Source organism: Rubrivivax gelatinosus, assembly GCF_016583785.1.
GTDB lineage: Bacteria > Pseudomonadota > Gammaproteobacteria > Burkholderiales > Burkholderiaceae_C > Rubrivivax > Rubrivivax gelatinosus_B.
This window is the reverse complement of sequence record NZ_NRRU01000001.1, coordinates 105,411-119,164: the sequence shown is the minus strand read 5'-3', so window position 1 is coordinate 119,164 and position 13,754 is coordinate 105,411. Positions and strand designations below refer to the sequence as shown.

Annotated in this window: 19 protein-coding genes; 14 read left to right on the top strand and 5 right to left on the bottom strand. The window is 68.7% G+C overall.

Annotated elements, in window-relative coordinates:
• The first annotated feature begins 5 nt into the window (after window positions 1-5).
• The 12 genes from CKO43_RS00750 to CKO43_RS00695 are packed head-to-tail and all read left to right on the top strand — an operon-like array spanning window position 6 to window position 10,108.
• Entirely contained in the window at window positions 6-359 is a 354-nt protein-coding gene (locus tag CKO43_RS00750) for a GPW/gp25 family protein (protein ID WP_431191952.1), read from the top strand.
• Complete coding sequence (locus CKO43_RS00745; RefSeq protein ID WP_200377520.1) at window positions 356-1,258, top strand: baseplate assembly protein; 903 nt, start codon at window positions 356-358, stop codon at window positions 1,256-1,258. The genes CKO43_RS00750 and CKO43_RS00745 overlap by 4 nt, the downstream gene beginning before the upstream one ends.
• Window positions 1,251-1,799, top strand: coding sequence for a phage tail protein I (locus CKO43_RS00740; RefSeq protein WP_346728190.1), 549 nt, complete (start codon window positions 1,251-1,253; stop codon window positions 1,797-1,799). The genes CKO43_RS00745 and CKO43_RS00740 overlap by 8 nt, the downstream gene beginning before the upstream one ends.
• A 5-nt stretch (window positions 1,800-1,804) precedes the next feature.
• On the top strand, window positions 1,805-3,493 hold the full coding sequence (locus tag CKO43_RS00735; protein ID WP_200377518.1) for a gp53-like domain-containing protein: 1,689 nt from the start codon (window positions 1,805-1,807) through the stop codon (window positions 3,491-3,493).
• A gap of 12 nt (window positions 3,494-3,505) precedes the next feature.
• Window positions 3,506-3,991 (top strand): hypothetical protein, encoded by a 486-nt coding sequence (locus CKO43_RS00730; RefSeq protein WP_200377517.1) that lies wholly within the window; start codon window positions 3,506-3,508, stop codon window positions 3,989-3,991.
• Window positions 3,992-4,026: 35 nt separating this feature from the next.
• Window positions 4,027-5,211 carry a phage tail sheath protein gene (locus tag CKO43_RS00725; protein WP_200377516.1) on the top strand — a complete coding sequence of 395 codons (1,185 nt, stop codon included), beginning with the start codon at window positions 4,027-4,029 and terminating at the stop codon, window positions 5,209-5,211.
• A 30-nt stretch (window positions 5,212-5,241) separates the two neighbouring features.
• The gene (locus CKO43_RS00720) at window positions 5,242-5,751 is read left to right on the top strand and encodes a phage major tail tube protein (protein WP_200377515.1); all 510 of its coding nucleotides are present in this window, start codon (window positions 5,242-5,244) and stop codon (window positions 5,749-5,751) included.
• A 16-nt stretch (window positions 5,752-5,767) separates the two neighbouring features.
• Window positions 5,768-6,085, top strand: a complete 318-nt coding sequence (locus tag CKO43_RS00715; protein WP_200232479.1) for a phage tail assembly protein — start codon at window positions 5,768-5,770, stop codon at window positions 6,083-6,085.
• Window positions 6,086-6,108: 23 nt separating this feature from the next.
• The gene (locus CKO43_RS00710) at window positions 6,109-6,228 is read left to right on the top strand and encodes a GpE family phage tail protein (RefSeq protein ID WP_200232478.1); all 120 of its coding nucleotides are present in this window, start codon (window positions 6,109-6,111) and stop codon (window positions 6,226-6,228) included.
• A 4-nt stretch (window positions 6,229-6,232) separates the two neighbouring features.
• Entirely contained in the window at window positions 6,233-8,632 is a 2,400-nt protein-coding gene (locus CKO43_RS00705; protein ID WP_200377514.1) for a phage tail tape measure protein, read from the top strand.
• A gap of 16 nt (window positions 8,633-8,648) precedes the next feature.
• Complete coding sequence (locus CKO43_RS00700; protein ID WP_200377513.1) at window positions 8,649-9,068, top strand: phage tail protein; 420 nt, start codon at window positions 8,649-8,651, stop codon at window positions 9,066-9,068.
• A complete protein-coding gene (locus tag CKO43_RS00695; RefSeq protein ID WP_200377512.1) occupies window positions 9,065-10,108 on the top strand; it encodes a phage late control D family protein in 1,044 nt (347 codons plus the stop codon). Before CKO43_RS00700 ends, CKO43_RS00695 begins: the two co-directional genes overlap by 4 nt.
• Window positions 10,109-10,120: 12 nt before the next feature.
• Here CKO43_RS00695 and CKO43_RS00690 read toward each other — a convergent pair whose 3' ends face one another.
• The 3 genes from CKO43_RS00690 to CKO43_RS00680 are packed head-to-tail and all read right to left on the bottom strand — an operon-like array spanning window position 10,121 to window position 11,804.
• Window positions 10,121-10,513, bottom strand: a complete 393-nt coding sequence (locus CKO43_RS00690; RefSeq protein WP_200377511.1) for a type II toxin-antitoxin system HicB family antitoxin — start codon at window positions 10,511-10,513, stop codon at window positions 10,121-10,123.
• A gap of 27 nt (window positions 10,514-10,540) precedes the next feature.
• Entirely contained in the window at window positions 10,541-10,969 is a 429-nt protein-coding gene (locus CKO43_RS00685; RefSeq protein WP_200377510.1) for a hypothetical protein, read from the bottom strand.
• A gap of 16 nt (window positions 10,970-10,985) precedes the next feature.
• Window positions 10,986-11,804: a hypothetical protein gene (locus CKO43_RS00680; RefSeq protein ID WP_200377509.1), complete on the bottom strand. Its 819-nt coding sequence runs from the start codon at window positions 11,802-11,804 to the stop codon at window positions 10,986-10,988.
• Between the two features lie 278 nt (window positions 11,805-12,082).
• On the opposite strand from CKO43_RS00680, the gene CKO43_RS00675 reads away from it, so the two are divergent.
• Window positions 12,083-12,499 carry a type II toxin-antitoxin system HicB family antitoxin gene (locus tag CKO43_RS00675; RefSeq protein ID WP_200377508.1) on the top strand — a complete coding sequence of 139 codons (417 nt, stop codon included), beginning with the start codon at window positions 12,083-12,085 and terminating at the stop codon, window positions 12,497-12,499.
• Here the strand turns inward: CKO43_RS00675 and CKO43_RS00670 are convergent.
• Both CKO43_RS00670 and CKO43_RS00665 read right to left on the bottom strand, forming a co-directional pair.
• Window positions 12,496-13,017, bottom strand: coding sequence for a zinc ribbon domain-containing protein (locus tag CKO43_RS00670; RefSeq protein WP_200377507.1), 522 nt, complete (start codon window positions 13,015-13,017; stop codon window positions 12,496-12,498). The two genes, CKO43_RS00675 and CKO43_RS00670, sit on opposite strands and share 4 nt — an antisense overlap.
• A 75-nt stretch (window positions 13,018-13,092) precedes the next feature.
• Window positions 13,093-13,422 (bottom strand): helix-turn-helix domain-containing protein, encoded by a 330-nt coding sequence (locus CKO43_RS00665; protein ID WP_200377506.1) that lies wholly within the window; start codon window positions 13,420-13,422, stop codon window positions 13,093-13,095.
• A gap of 104 nt (window positions 13,423-13,526) precedes the next feature.
• Here CKO43_RS00665 and CKO43_RS00660 point away from each other — a divergent pair, with 104 nt between their 5' ends.
• Complete coding sequence (locus CKO43_RS00660) at window positions 13,527-13,742, top strand: hypothetical protein (RefSeq protein ID WP_200377505.1); 216 nt, start codon at window positions 13,527-13,529, stop codon at window positions 13,740-13,742.
• Window positions 13,743-13,754 lie beyond the last annotated feature (12 nt).

Sequence of the window (13,754 nt, the reverse complement as noted above, 5' to 3'; positions counted from 1 at the left end):
AGGGCATGAACCGCACCAGCGGCGCTGCGATCTCCGACGCCGCCCACCTGCAGCAGAGCATCGCCGACATCCTCGGCACGCCGCTCGGCTCGCGGCTGATGCGCCGCGACTACGGCAGCCTGCTGCCCGAGCTGATGGACCAGCCGGACAACGGCGCCACGCGCGTGCGCCTGCACGCAGCCATCGCCGCGGCGCTCATGCGCTGGGAGCCGCGCATCCGCCTGTCCAGCGCGGCCGTCACCACGGGCACGCGCGCCGGGCAAGTCATCGTCGACATCACCGGCACCTACATCCGCTCGTCGGGTGAGCAGCAGCTCCTCGCGCTGCGCGTGCCGATCCTCGCAGCGGGAGCCGTATGAGCAACGCTCAGCTCATCGACATGTCCAAGCTGCCGGCCCCCACGGTCGTGCAGACGCTGGACTTCGAGACCATCTTCGCGGAGCTGAAGGCCAACCTGGTCGCAGCCAACCCAGCCGCAGCCGACGTGCTCGAGCTGGAGTCCGAGCCGATGACGATCTGGCTGCAGCGCACCGCCTACGAGGTGCTGCTGCTTCGCAGCCAGATGAACGACGCCGCGCGCGCCGTCATGCTGGCCTACGCCACCGGCAGCGATCTGGAACAGCTCGGCGCGTTCTTCGGCGTCGAACGCCTGGTCGTCACGCCCGCCGACGTCGAAGCGATTCCTCCGGTGGAAGCCGTGATGGAGCTCGACGACGCGCTGCGCGAGCGCATCCAGCTATCACCACAGGGCTACACGACTGCCGGCCCGGTAGGCGCCTACGTCTACCACGCACGCTCGGCCTCCGGCCAGGTGCTGGACGCCTCGGCCACGAGCCCGACGCCCGGCCAGGTCCTGGTCAGCGTGCTGTCCAGCGCCGGCGACGGCACGGCAAGCGCCGAGTTGCTGGCCACCGTGGCCGCGGCGCTGTCGGCCGAGGACGTGCGGCCGATCACCGACGAGGTCGTCGTGCAGAGCGCGGCGATCGTCCCCTACCGGATCAAGGCGACCGTGTACACGCTCTACGGGCCCGACTCGTCGACGGTGCTGTCCACGATCGACACCCGCATCCGCGCCTACGCGTTGGCGCAGCACCGGATTGGCCGCCAGCCGACGCTCTCCGGCATCTACGCGGCGCTGCACATCGACGGCGTCCAGCGCGTCGTGCTGACGTCGCCGGCGGCCGACGTCGCGATCGGCCCGACCCAGGCCTCGTGGTGCGAAGAGATCTCGATCACCTATGGGGGCACGGGTGACTAAGTCGCTCCTGCCGCCCAACGCCGGCGCGCTGGACCGGGCCGCCGAGTCGGCCGTCGTCAATGCGATCGCCACCATACCGATCCCGCATCGGGATCTGTGGTCGCCAGACCGCTGCCCGATCGACCTGCTGCCCTGGCTGGCCTGGGCCGTGGGTGTCGAGGGCTGGCGCTCGTACTGGCCCGAAGCGCTCAAGCGCGAGCGCGTGCGCCGCGCGATCGAGATCTCGCGCACCAAGGGCTCAGTGGCCAGTGTGCGCCGGGTCGTCGAGAGCTTTGGCGGGCAGATTGCTCTGCGCGAGTGGTGGCAGACGACGCCGAAGGGCACGCCTCACACCTTCGAACTCGTGCTCACGCTCACAGACGCCAGCGGCGCCGAGACCAGCGCCGCCTTCGTCGACGACGTCATCGCCGAGGTCAATCGGACCAAGCCGTTGCGCAGCCACTTCACCTTCGTGCAGGGGCTCGCCGCCCAGGCGGGCGCGTCGATCGTCGCCGCGGGCCGACCTGCCGCCTACGCCAGGCTCGACCTGGCCGTCCAGTAACAACCATGACCGCCATCGTCTTCCAGCTCACCGACGCCGGCCGCGCCGCCTTCGTCAACCCGTCGAACACCGGCACCGTCGCGCGCGCGGTGGTGTCGGTGGGCATCACCGCGACCGCGTTCGCGCCGAGCGCAGGCCTGGCTGCGGTGCCCAACGAAATCAAGCGCCTAGCGACGATCAGCGGCGCCGCCGTGGGCGACGACACGGTGCACGTCACGATCCGCGACGAGACGGCAGACGTCTACTCGGTGCGGGGCTTCGGGCTGTACCTCGACAACGGCGTTTTGCTGGGCTCGTTCGGCCAGGCCGATGTCATCGTCGAGAAGTCGGCCCGTGCGCTGATGCTGCTGTCGACCGACCTGCGCTTCGTCGATAGCGCCGTCCCGGCCGGCGCGATCCAGTTCGGCAACGCCGACTGGATGAACCCGCCGGCGACCACCGATCGCCCCGGCGTCGTGGAGCTGGCGACGCCCGACGAAGCTGTCGCCGGCAACGACTCAGCGCGCGCGGTAACCCCCCTCGGCCTAGCCTCCGTGGCGGCGATCCTCTCCCAGGCCATCGCGGGCCGTGCAACCTGGGGAAAGACGCTCGCTGCCTACGGCATCGAGGACGCCTACACGCGAACGGCCGTCGACACCGCGCTCGCGGCCAAGGCCAACAAGGGGACTACCCTCGCGGCTTACGGCATCAACGATGCCGCCCCGGCTTCTCACGTCGGCGCTGGGGGCAAAGAGCACAGTGCGGCGACGTCGGCAGCCGCCGGCTTCATGTCGGCCGCCGACAAGGCGAAGCTCGACGGCATCTCTGCCGGAGCCCAGGCCAACGCCGTGACTTCGGTCGCTGGCAGGACTGGCGCTGTCACGCTGTCGAAGGGCGACGTCGGCCTCAACGCCGTCGACAACACGGCAGACGCCCAGAAGCGCGTCGCATACGCCGTGAACGCCGGGGCGGCAGGGTCAGCCGGGGCCGTGTCCGCCTCCGGCATCACGGGTCAGGCAGGCATGTGGACGAGCCAGGTCAGACCGGGGCCCTACCGCCTGTACCGCAGGGATGACGACAGCGGCTACAGCGTGCAGGCGTCCTGGTCACAGGACCGCGCCGCCCACTGGTCGCTTCGGGGCTATGACTCAAGCGACGCATTCCACGCGCCCTGTTATGTCGCCTACGCGGGCTACGCGGATAGCGCCGATCGTGCCGCCCCACGGAGATCCGACGGCGGGGCGATCAACTTCAACTGGTCGGGGCAAAGCGGCCAACCGCCCTGGGTGTGGGGCGGGTCAGACGGCAAAGAGATGTACGTCTACAGCCCCTCCAACTTCAGCGTTGCCTATGCGAGCTCGTCAGGCTGGGCGGCTAGCGCCGGCAATGCCGACACGCTGGATGGTCTGCACGCCGAATCATTCATGCAGGCGGGGAACTTTCTGGCGTCTCTGGCGGGCAACGGGTATCAGCGCCTGCCCAGCGGATTGATCATCCAGTGGGGCACCTTCAGCGGCCTCTCGTCTGGCAACAACGTCGTCTATTGGCCGATCGCGTTCCCGAACTTGTGCCTGGGCGGCGTCGTCTCCTACGCCTACGCCTTCGCCACGAATGCGGACGGCGGCATCGCCCTCTCGGCGGCCTACACCACAAGCGGCACGATCCGCTCGGCGTTCAACAGCGCCACCGCCTTCGTCATCGTCCTCGGCCGTTGATTGCCCACCACCATGAGCATCTTCTATTCCGCATCCACGGGCGGCTTCTACGACGACGCGATCCACGGCGAGGACGCGCGACCCGTTGACGTCGTCGATATCGACGAGCAGACCTATCGCGCACTGCTGGACGGTCAGTCCGCTGGCCAGTTGATCAGCGCCGGCGTTGACGGCCGCCCCATCCTCACCGCCAGGCCTGGCCCGACGCTGGAGCAGTCTTGCGCCGACCTGAAGGCATCGGTGCAGATTCGCCTCGACGAAGCCGCCCAGGCTGCCGGCTACGACGACATCAAGAGCGCCGTCAGCTACGCCGACGAGCCTGCGGTCCCGCAGTACCAAGCCGACGGCGTGCGCCTGCGCGCCTGGCGCTCCCGCGTGTGGGCGTTTGCGCTGCCCGTCATCAACCGCGTCGCCGCCGGCGAGCTGACGCCTGAGGCGGCCGCCGAGCAGTTGGTCGAGCTGCCGGCGATCGACGCCACCTCCCCGACCGAAACCTGACCGCGGCGCCGCCGCCAACTCACCTGGAGACCTCCATGTCCCTGACCACCTACCACCACGGCGTCCGCGTCTTCGAGCTCAGCGAAGGCGCCCGCACCATTCGCACCGTCGCGACGGCCATCATCGGCCTCGTGGCCACGGCCGAAGACGCCGACGCTGCAGTCTTCCCGCTCGACACGCCCGTCCTGGTCACCAACATCTGGGCCGGCATCAGCAAAGCCGGCTCGCGGGGCACCTTGGCCAAGTCGCTGACGGCGATCGCGGACCAGGCGCGGCCCGTGGTCGTGGTCGTCCGCGTCGCCGAGGGCGAGACCGCGGCGAAGACCACCACGAACGTCATCGGCGGCGTCAGCGCAGATGGAAAGTACACCGGCGCCAAGGCGCTCCTGGCGGCGCAGGCTCAGCTCGGCGTCAAGCCGCGAATCCTGGGCGCGCCGGGCCTCGACACGCAGGAGGTGACAGCTGCCATCGTAGCGATCGCCCAGCAGCTGCGCAGCATGGTCTACGCCTCCGGCCACGGGGCGGCGACCATCCCCGAGGCGGTGACGTACCGCAAGCAGTTCGGCCAGCGCGAGCTGATGCTGATCTACCCCGACTTCACCGCCTGGGACCAGACCGCGAGCGCCACCGCTGCGGCGCCGGCCGTCGCCTATGCCCTCGGCCTACGCGCCAAGATCGACGAAGAGTTCGGCTGGCACAAGACGATCTCCAACGTCGTCGTCAACGGGCCGAACGGCCTCACGAAGGACGTCTTCTTCGACCTGCAGAGCGAGTCGACCGACGCCGGCGTGCTGAATGCGGCCGGCATCACCACGCTGATCAACCAGGGCGGCTACCGCTTCTGGGGCAGCCGGACCTGCAGCGAGGACACCAACTTCGCCTTCGAGTCGTCGACCCGCACCGCGCAGGTCCTGGCCGACACGATCGCCGAGGCGCACTTCGCCGCCGTCGACCTGCCGCTGCTGCCGGGCTCGGTGCGCGACATCCTGGACGGCGTCAACGCCAAGCTGCGCGAGCTGAAGACCGGCGGCTACATCCTCGATGGCAAGGCCTGGCTGGACGAGGAGATCAACACCGCTGACCGCCTGAAGGCCGGGAAGCTGGTCATCGACTACGACTACACGCCGGTGCCGCCGATCGAGGATCTGGCCTTCCGCCAGCGCATCACCGACCGCTACTACGGTGACTTCGCCAGCAGCGTCGCCACCTCGGCCGCCTGAGGCCCCTCACCCTGACCAGAAGGAACAGAAATGGCTCTCCCGAAGAAGCTCAAGAACTTCGTCCTCTTCCACGCCGGCACCAGCTTCCTGGGAGAGATCCCCGAGGTGGTCCCGCCCAAGCTCAGCCGCAAGACCGAGGACTACCGAGCCGGCGGCATGGGCGGCGCCGTGAAGCTCGACCAGGGCCTCGAAGCGATGGAGATGGAGTGGACCGCGGCCGGCTACCTGCGCGGCGTCTTCGCGCAGTTCGGCGTGCTCAAGCACGATGGCGTGCAACTGCGCTTCGCCGGCGCGCTGGAGGCCGGCGACTCCGACACCGTCACGCCGGTCGAGATCGTCGTGCGCGGCCGTCACACCGAGATCGACTTCGGCACGGCCAAGGCCGGCGATAACACCGAGATCAAGGTGAAGACCGCGATCAGCTACTACCGCCTCACGCTCAACGGCGAGGTCCTGATCGAGATCGACCTGGTCAACATGATCGAGAACGTCGGCGGCGTGGACCGCATGGCCGCCGTGAAGTCGGCGCTGGGCGTCTGAAGCACTGGAGCACACGATGAGCAACGACACCACCACTCCGACCCAGGTCACCGGCTCCACCTGCGAGGTGCAGCTCGACAGCCCGCTGATGCACGGCGAGCAACGGATCACCAGCATCGTGCTGCGCCGCCCGCGCGCCGGCGAGCTGCGCGGCGTCTCGCTGACCCACCTGCTGCAGCTGGACGTCGGCGCGCTGCAGGCGGTGCTGCCGCGCATCACGATGCCCACCCTGACCCGTGCCGAGGTCGATCAGCTCGACCCGGCCGACCTGGTGGCGCTGGGCACGGAGGTAGCCGGTTTTTTGGTGCCGAAGGCGGCCCGGGCGGCTGCCTGATCCCCCACCGGGTTGATGCGGTCATGGCCGACCTGGCGGTGGTCTTTCACTGGCCACCGTCCGAGATGTCGGCCATGTACCTCGACGAGCTGATGGACTGGCACGAGCTGGCCCGCGAGCGGGCCGAACAGCGGAGCGACTGAACCGATGGCGGCGAACGATCTTCGCCTGCAGGTGATCCTGCAGGCCCTCGACAAGGCGACGGCGCCGCTGCGCGCGATCGAGCGCGGCTCCAAGGGCGCCGCCACGGCGCTCAAGGCCGCGCGCGATCGCGTCGCCGAGCTCAACGCCCAGCAGCGTGCGATCGACGGCATGCGCCAGCAGCAGGCCGCGCTCGCCGAGACCACCAACAAGCTCAAGGTGCTCCGAGCCCAGCTGGACAGCATGCGCACGGCTGGTACCGCGTCCACGCGGCAGATCGCGGCACAGGAGCGCGCCATCGCCAAGCAGACGGCCGCCTACGAGACCCAGCGCCAGGCGCTGGTGCAGCTGCGCACTCGCATGAACGGCATGGGCATCGGCAACGTCGCCGAGGCCCAGGCGCGGCTGGCGGCGGAGACCGAGAAGGCGAACGCCGCCATCACACAGCAGACGGCGAAGCTGCAGGCGCTCGCCGCGCGCCAGCGCCAGATCGACGCGATCGCGGCGCGGCGCGACCAGATCCAGGCCCGCGCCGGCCAGATCGCCGCCGCTGGCGTCGGGGCCACAGCCGCCGGCGCTGCGACGCTGACGCCCATCGGCCAGGCCGTGCGCGAATACTCTCGCTTCGAGGACGCGATGCTGGGCATCGCCCGCCAGGTCAACGGCGCCCGCAGCCCCACCGGCGAGCTGACGTCCCTCTACTGGGACATGGCACGGCAGATCCACCAGCTCGGCCGCGAGATCCCGCTTGCGACGACCGAGATCGCCGACATGGTGACCGCCGGCGCGCGGATGGAGGTGCCCACCGAGCAGCTCGCCGAGTACACCCGGCTCGCCGCGCAGCTGGCGATCGCCTTCGACGCGGTGCCCGCCGAGATCTCGGAGCAGATGGGCAAGGTCGCCAAGAACTTCCAGATCCCGATCACCGGCATCCGAGGCCTGGCCGACGCGATCAATTACCTCGACGACAACGCGATCAGCAAGGGCAACGAAATCATCGACGTGCTGAACCGCATTAGCGGCGTCGTCAGCACCGTCGCCATGTCGTCGAAGGACGCCGCCGCGCTGGCCAGCACGCTGCTCACGCTCGGCGAGCGGCCGGAGGCTGCGGCGACCGCCATCAACGCGATCACCCAGAAGCTGGCGGCCGCCACGAAGGGAACGAAGAAGTTCCAGGAGGCCGTCTCCGAGATCGGCCTCAACAGCGGCGCGATCCAGTCCGGGATGGCGAAGGACGCCACCGGCACGCTGCTCAGCGTCGTCGAGGCGATCCGCAAGCTGCCCGAGTCCAAGCGCGTCGGCGTCATGGTCGAACTGGTCGGCATGGAGCACAGCGACACGCTGGCCAAGCTGGTGACGAAGCCCGAGGAGCTGCGGCGCCAGATGCAGCTCGCCAACGGCATGGAGGCCAGCGGCTCGATGGCGCGCGAGTTCGCTGCGCGCGTCGACACGCTCTCGGCGCGCTGGCAGATGGCCAACAACCGGATGTTCGAGGCCTCCAGCACGATGGGCCGCAGCCTGCGGCCGGCGCTCGTCAGCGTCATGGACACGGCCAGCGCGGTGCTCGAGCGCGTCAGCGCCTGGACCAACGCGCACCCGCAGCTCACCGCGGCGATCCTGAAGACCGGCGCCGTCGTCGGCGTGCTGCTCGTCGTGACCGGCGGCCTGCTTCTGGCCGTCGCTTCGGTGCTGGGCCCTCTCGCCCTTCTGCGCTACAGCTGGGCGATGCTCGGCCTGCAGGGGCCGATCCTGATGGGTGTCATCCAGGGCATCGGCTCGGCGATGCTGATGCTGGGCCGCGCGATGCTGGCCAACCCGGTCATGCTGGCCGTGGCCGCCCTGGCCGCCGGCGCCTGGCTGCTGTACAGCAACTGGGACCGTGTGGGCACGCTCTTCACGACCCTGCCGGCGCGGTTCGCGGCCGCTGGGCGCGAGATCGTCCTGGGCCTGGCCAACGGCATCACCAACTCGATCGCGGCTGTCCGAGAGGCCGTGGGCGGCGTCGCCGACGTCGCGCTGAACTGGTTCAAGGCAAAGCTCGGCATCAAGAGCCCGAGCCGGGTCTTCATCGCCGCCGGCGGCGATGTCGCAGCCGGGGCGGCCATCGGCATCGAGCAGGGCCAGGCGGACGTGCGCCGTGCGGCCCTCGGCTTGGCCGAAGCTGCCGGGGAAGGCGCACCCACGGCAAGCGCCGGGACCGCAAAGGCCAGCACGCAGCGGACCGCGCCGCTCACCGCGGGGAGCCGCGGCGCCACCGCGGCCGGCGCTGGCGGACCGCACCAGATCGCGATCTACCCATTGCCCGGCATGGACCCCCAGGCGATCGCCCGGGCTGTGTCCGCCGAGCTGGACCGCCGCGACGCGGCTGCCAGATCGCGCCGGCGCTCCACGCTCACCGACTACTGACACCGGAGACCCGACCATGATGATGGGCCTCGGCCAGTTCGTCTTCTCGCTGCAGACGCTGGCCTACCAGGAGTTGCAGCGCAGGACCGCTTGGCGACACGCCAGCAACGCCCGCGTCGGCGCGCGCGCCGGCCGCCAGTACGTCGGTCCCGGCGACGACACGATCACGCTGTCCGGCGTCGTCGTGCCCGAGTTCGCCGGCAAGGCGGCGTCGCTCGACCAGCTGCGCGAGATGGCCAACAGCGGCAAGGCCTGGCCGCTCGTCGACGGCGCCGGCCGCGTCTTCGGCGCCTACGTGATCGAGGACATCAGCGAGACCCGCACGCTTTTCACCGACACCGGCGTCGCGCGACGCATCGAGTTCGGCATCACGCTGCAGCGCTTCGACGACGACCTGACCGACTCGATCGGGCAGCGCACCGCGACGACGTCATGAGCGGCGAGCAGCAGGCGGCGCTGCGGGCGCCCGACTACCGCATCAGCCTGGGCGGCCGCGACATCACGCGGGCCATCGAGCCACGCTTGGGCAGCCTCACGCTCACCGAGTGCCGCGGCGGCCAGGCTGACCAGCTCGACCTGGAGCTGACCGACCACGACGGCCAGCTCGAGATCCCGCGGCGCGGGGTGACGCTCACCCTCGCCATCGGCTGGGCCGGGCAGCCGCTGGTCGACAAGGGCACGTTCATCGTCGACGAGGCCGAGCACAGCGGACCGCCGGACAAAGTGGTGATCCGTGGTCGCAGTGCCGAGCTGTCCGGCACTCTGCGCACGCGCCGGGATGCCTCCTGGCATGGCACGACGTTGGGCGCGATCGTCGCCACGGTCGCGAAGCGGCATTCGCTGGAAGCCAAGGTGGCCGATGCGCTGGCCAGCCGCGCAATCGCGCACGTGGACCAGACGCAGGAGAGCGACATTGCCTTCATCAACCGCCTGGCGCGGCGCTACGACGCGGTCGCGACGGTGAAAGCGGCGCGGCTCCTCTTCCTCCCGATCGTCGGCGCCCGCAGCGCCGCCGGCGCGCCGATGCAGCAGCTGACGATCAGGCGTTCCGACGGCGACACGCACCGGTGGCATGCGGCGGAACGAGACGCCTACACAGGCGTGCGCGCCTACTGGCACGACCCGAAGCGCGCCAAGCGCCGCGGCGTCACCGTCGGCACGGACGCCAACGCCAAGCGCCTGGCCGACACCTTCGCCAGCGAGGCAGACGCGCTTGCCGGCGCCCGCGCCGAGTGGGCGCGCATCCAGCGCGGCGCGGCCACGCTCGAGCTGACGCTGGCCCACGGCCAGCCGGCGCTGGCGCCGCAGACGCCGGTGAAGGTGGCGGGGTTCAAGGCGCCGATCGACGCAGCAGACTGGCTGGCGGTGAAGGTCACCCACTCGATCAGCGACAGCAGCGGCTTCACGACTGCCGTCGAACTGGAGACCGGAATCCCCGAGGGAACCGCTGGGGCGACGGTCGAGGACGTCGGCTGACGCGCTGGCGGCTCAGCGCATTGCGCGCACGGCCGCGTCGACGAGGAAGCCGGAGCGGGTCTTCCCGTTCGCCTTGGCGAACGTGTCGATCTTCTGCAGGATGCGACGGGGAACGGTGATGTTGATCTTCTCCGCCCGGCCGTCGAAACGGCCCGTATCGACGTCGACAACAGCCCAGACGCCGCCGGCGTAATCGCGATTACCAAGATGGCTGGCAACAGGCGCAGCCACCGGCAGTTCTTCACCGTCCTCGGCTAGCCCTTCGAGATGCAAGTCGATCGCCTCGCGCACGCTGGACAGCGCGTCATCGAAGGTGTCGCCGGCCGAGAAGCAGCCGGGCAGGTCAGGGACGGTGACGCCGTAGCGGACGCCATCTTCGGTGTGAAGCACAACGGGGTACTGCATCGCCTTTCTGCCTCGCGCGGTCAGGCGTCAGTCCTGCGAGAGGTGCGCGAGCAAGAGCCAGAACTTGCGGCCCGCGTCCAAGACAGAAGCCAGGGCGCCCACATGAACAGCCACCAGAAGGCTGATCACGAGCTTCGAGGGAGTGATGCCAAGAAGCAGGCCAAAGCCGAGGACGGTGCATGCCAGCATGACGGCGCAGCCGGCGAACAGCGTCTCAAGGAGATCACGGTAGTGACCGCTGCGACGCATCATCTGGACCAGGTGCGTGTTATTCACGCTGGCCAGCACGGCGAGCGCGGCAAGCATGAAGCCAAGCAGCGTCGCACCCACCGATGTGGCTGCGCCGGCGATGGCACGCGTGCTCTCGGTGTCCGCCGGCACCGGACGCACTCCCCCCCAAGTCGCGGCGAGCATTGCCGCAATACAAGCCAGGGTCGGCACCAGCCAGGGCCTCACGTTCGCTCCTCGTCGTCTATGTCAAGTCGAAGTGTCGGTTGAAGGCTTCGAACAGCCCCCGAAACACGTCGTCGGGCAGAGGATACCGGCCGATCAACTCGCAGGTCAGGCTGTCCCTCACCGGCGCCATGAACAACTCGATGGGGTCCACCTCGTCAGTCAACTTGACCTTCACCTTCGAGAACTCGGTCCCCTGGACCATCTGCATCAGGTACTGCTTAGCGACCTGCGCCAAGCGCTCGCCGCGATCTGCCTGCAGTATGAACTTCGCCTTTCCGGCCCCCACGCTCGACAGCATCCGTAGGGCCTTGTTGCTCCACTCTGGGGCACCGGTGTCGGGCTCCCCCAACCTCTGGTACCAGAACTCGATCTCCTTGATCTCTTTCCTGAGAACCCGATCAAGTTCTGGCGCATTCATCCGGCAGGGCAGGAGAACGGCCTCCCCAATCACCTCGCTCAGGTAATCCTGCAACCTGGAGTTGGTACCGATGCCCTTCACGAACTGCCATGCCATCACGTTGGCACGGCCGAAGTACATGAAGTGGCACTTCTCGACGAATCGGGTGTCGTCCCCGACCCTGAGCCTGCGCTCTACACCGTCGACCACGATGTGCGGTGCATCGTCTCGAAGATGGGCAAACGTACCGCGCCACGTCGTGCGGCCGCTGCTCGCCAGGTCCCGGACCTGGAACAACCCTGCCGACAAGGGTACCGGGGGCAAGTGTGCGCCGTGTTCGCGATGCAGCCGCTGGAGGTACGGCCCCAACGGACTACCTTCGCGGGCGCCGACGTTACTGCCGTAGAAATAGACGGGGCTCGTCTTCTTGACGCTCATCGTTCCCTTTCATGCATGACGGCCGCACTCGGCATTGCCTCGGCGGTGCGGTGGCCGTTACTTTATGTAGAAAGTGGATACACAGTTGGCTGCGGCGTGCGCGGCTCGGAACCAACTTCGCCTGCGCATGACAGGGCGCAATGTGGCGCCGGGCACAATGCCGGCGACGTGCCCGCCTGCTAGTCCGACGTCCTCTTCGGGGATGACGGAGCAGACCGTCTGCTGGCCGCCAACGACGCGGCTATCCTCGTAGGCGCAGAAGCAGGGGGACGCGAAGAATGAAGTATCCGATCGCCATCGAGCCCGACAGGCCAGGGACCACTTGGCGTGTCACGGTGCCTGACCTGCCGGGCTGCAGCGCTGTGGGCGCCGGCGTCGACGACGCCATCCGAGCCGCGAGCGCCGCGATCGCACGTTGGATCGACGAAGCGGCAGCAGAAGGGCGCGACGTTCCGCTGCCGAGGTCGATCGACTTGCACCGCGAACGCGAGCGGTTCGCCAGCGCCATCTGGGCGCTGGCCGACGTCGATCAGAGCGTGCTGGAAGACCGCGTGGAGCGGGTGAACATCTCCCTGCCGTCCCGCGTGCTGCGCAGGGTCGACGAAGCGGCGCACCGCGCCCGTGAGTCGCGCTCCGGGTGGCTGCAGCGCGTCGCCGTCGAGGCCATCAGCCGCAGCAACCGGGCCCGCGGTTAACGCGGAAGACGGCCCTCACGGGCTCGCACGTCGATCACCTTGTTCGTTGCGACGTTGAGGTCGCACTCGTAGATCACGCGCGCGAAGGCCCCGAAGCCATTCTGGAACTCGGCCTTATCCCCGATGAAGGTGACGATCCCCTGCGCTTGGTCGGCCCAGCGGTAGTGGCTGAACTTCTGCTCGAAGGTGCCGTCCACCCACTTCACCGAGTGCTTGGCCAGCCGCTCGACATCATCCTTGCAGTAAACCCCGGCAGCCACCACGCCCTTCTCGGCGTAGCAGGCGAGGTCCTTGCGACAGTCCGCATCGCTCTTCGTCGGCGCGGCGGTCTTGGCCTGGTCACCCCCGCCGCCACCGAAGAGAAGCGTCGGCGTAATGACTGCTGCTATGAACAGCCCGAGCACCATCAAGAGCTGCTGCTTCAAGGTCACCGTGGGGTTCTTGACCCCGCAATGCGGGCACGTCTTCGCGCTGGTCGAGACTTCCTGCTTGCATTCCTTGCATGGCTTTAGCGCCATCTTCGCTCCCTTCGTCAAAGCGCTGGATCTACGCCGCCGCGAGTGCGACGGCGAACCGGCGACCATGCCACCGGCTCAGCGCTTTGCGACTTGAGCGAGCGCAGTGAGGACGTATCGCACTGCCGCTTTGCCCTCCTCGGTGGCTGCGGCGTAGTGCTCAAGCAGCGAGACCTGCTCTGAGCTGAGGCGATCGGAGAAGGTGGCCGAACGGACACCTGTCACGACGTAGAGCACGTCGACACCGTGGCCCGCCACGGCGGCGAGGTAGGCCGCATCCGGTACGCGATCCCCGCGCTCGTACCTCAACTGCGCGTCCTTCGAGACATGGCCAAGGGCTCCGAACTCGGTCTGCGTGAGTCCGAGTCGTGCGCGTTCTTCGCGTAGGCGATCAGCAAGATCAGACACAAAGCCACTTTCGTTGTTGACAAGTAGTGTTTCGGCAACCTAAAGTTGTGTATCCACTACCGCGTACGAGGATACACACCGTGTGCCCTCGGCGCCCTTGCCGCATGCCCGCACCCGCTAACTCGCAGTCGACGCGCAAGCGCTCGCCCAACGGCGTGCTCTCCCGCACGCCGGTGGCGCTCCGGTTACTCGAAGAGGAGAAGACCGAGCTGGAAGCAGCGGCGGCCCGCGAGTCGCGGTCGACGGCCGCACTCGCGCGGCTGCTCTTCCTGCGCGGCCTGCAGGCCTACCGCGCCGACCAGAAGGTCCTCCCTGAGTAGCCATCACCGAGG

Coding starts and splice junctions, on each gene's coding strand:
- CKO43_RS00750 (WP_431191952.1), top strand. CDS start 6: ATGAACCGCACCAGCGGCGCTGCGATCTCCGACGCCGCCCACCTGCAG.
- CKO43_RS00745 (WP_200377520.1), top strand. CDS start 356: ATGAGCAACGCTCAGCTCATCGACATGTCCAAGCTGCCGGCCCCCACG.
- CKO43_RS00735 (WP_200377518.1), top strand. CDS start 1,805: ATGACCGCCATCGTCTTCCAGCTCACCGACGCCGGCCGCGCCGCCTTC.
- CKO43_RS00730 (WP_200377517.1), top strand. CDS start 3,506: ATGAGCATCTTCTATTCCGCATCCACGGGCGGCTTCTACGACGACGCG.
- CKO43_RS00725 (WP_200377516.1), top strand. CDS start 4,027: ATGTCCCTGACCACCTACCACCACGGCGTCCGCGTCTTCGAGCTCAGC.
- CKO43_RS00720 (WP_200377515.1), top strand. CDS start 5,242: ATGGCTCTCCCGAAGAAGCTCAAGAACTTCGTCCTCTTCCACGCCGGC.
- CKO43_RS00715 (WP_200232479.1), top strand. CDS start 5,768: ATGAGCAACGACACCACCACTCCGACCCAGGTCACCGGCTCCACCTGC.
- CKO43_RS00710 (WP_200232478.1), top strand. CDS start 6,109: ATGGCCGACCTGGCGGTGGTCTTTCACTGGCCACCGTCCGAGATGTCG.
- CKO43_RS00705 (WP_200377514.1), top strand. CDS start 6,233: ATGGCGGCGAACGATCTTCGCCTGCAGGTGATCCTGCAGGCCCTCGAC.
- CKO43_RS00700 (WP_200377513.1), top strand. CDS start 8,649: ATGATGATGGGCCTCGGCCAGTTCGTCTTCTCGCTGCAGACGCTGGCC.
- CKO43_RS00695 (WP_200377512.1), top strand. CDS start 9,065: ATGAGCGGCGAGCAGCAGGCGGCGCTGCGGGCGCCCGACTACCGCATC.
- CKO43_RS00690 (WP_200377511.1), bottom strand. CDS start 10,513: ATGCAGTACCCCGTTGTGCTTCACACCGAAGATGGCGTCCGCTACGGC.
- CKO43_RS00680 (WP_200377509.1), bottom strand. CDS start 11,804: ATGAGCGTCAAGAAGACGAGCCCCGTCTATTTCTACGGCAGTAACGTC.
- CKO43_RS00675 (WP_200377508.1), top strand. CDS start 12,083: ATGAAGTATCCGATCGCCATCGAGCCCGACAGGCCAGGGACCACTTGG.
- CKO43_RS00670 (WP_200377507.1), bottom strand. CDS start 13,017: ATGGCGCTAAAGCCATGCAAGGAATGCAAGCAGGAAGTCTCGACCAGC.
- CKO43_RS00660 (WP_200377505.1), top strand. CDS start 13,527: ATGCCCGCACCCGCTAACTCGCAGTCGACGCGCAAGCGCTCGCCCAAC.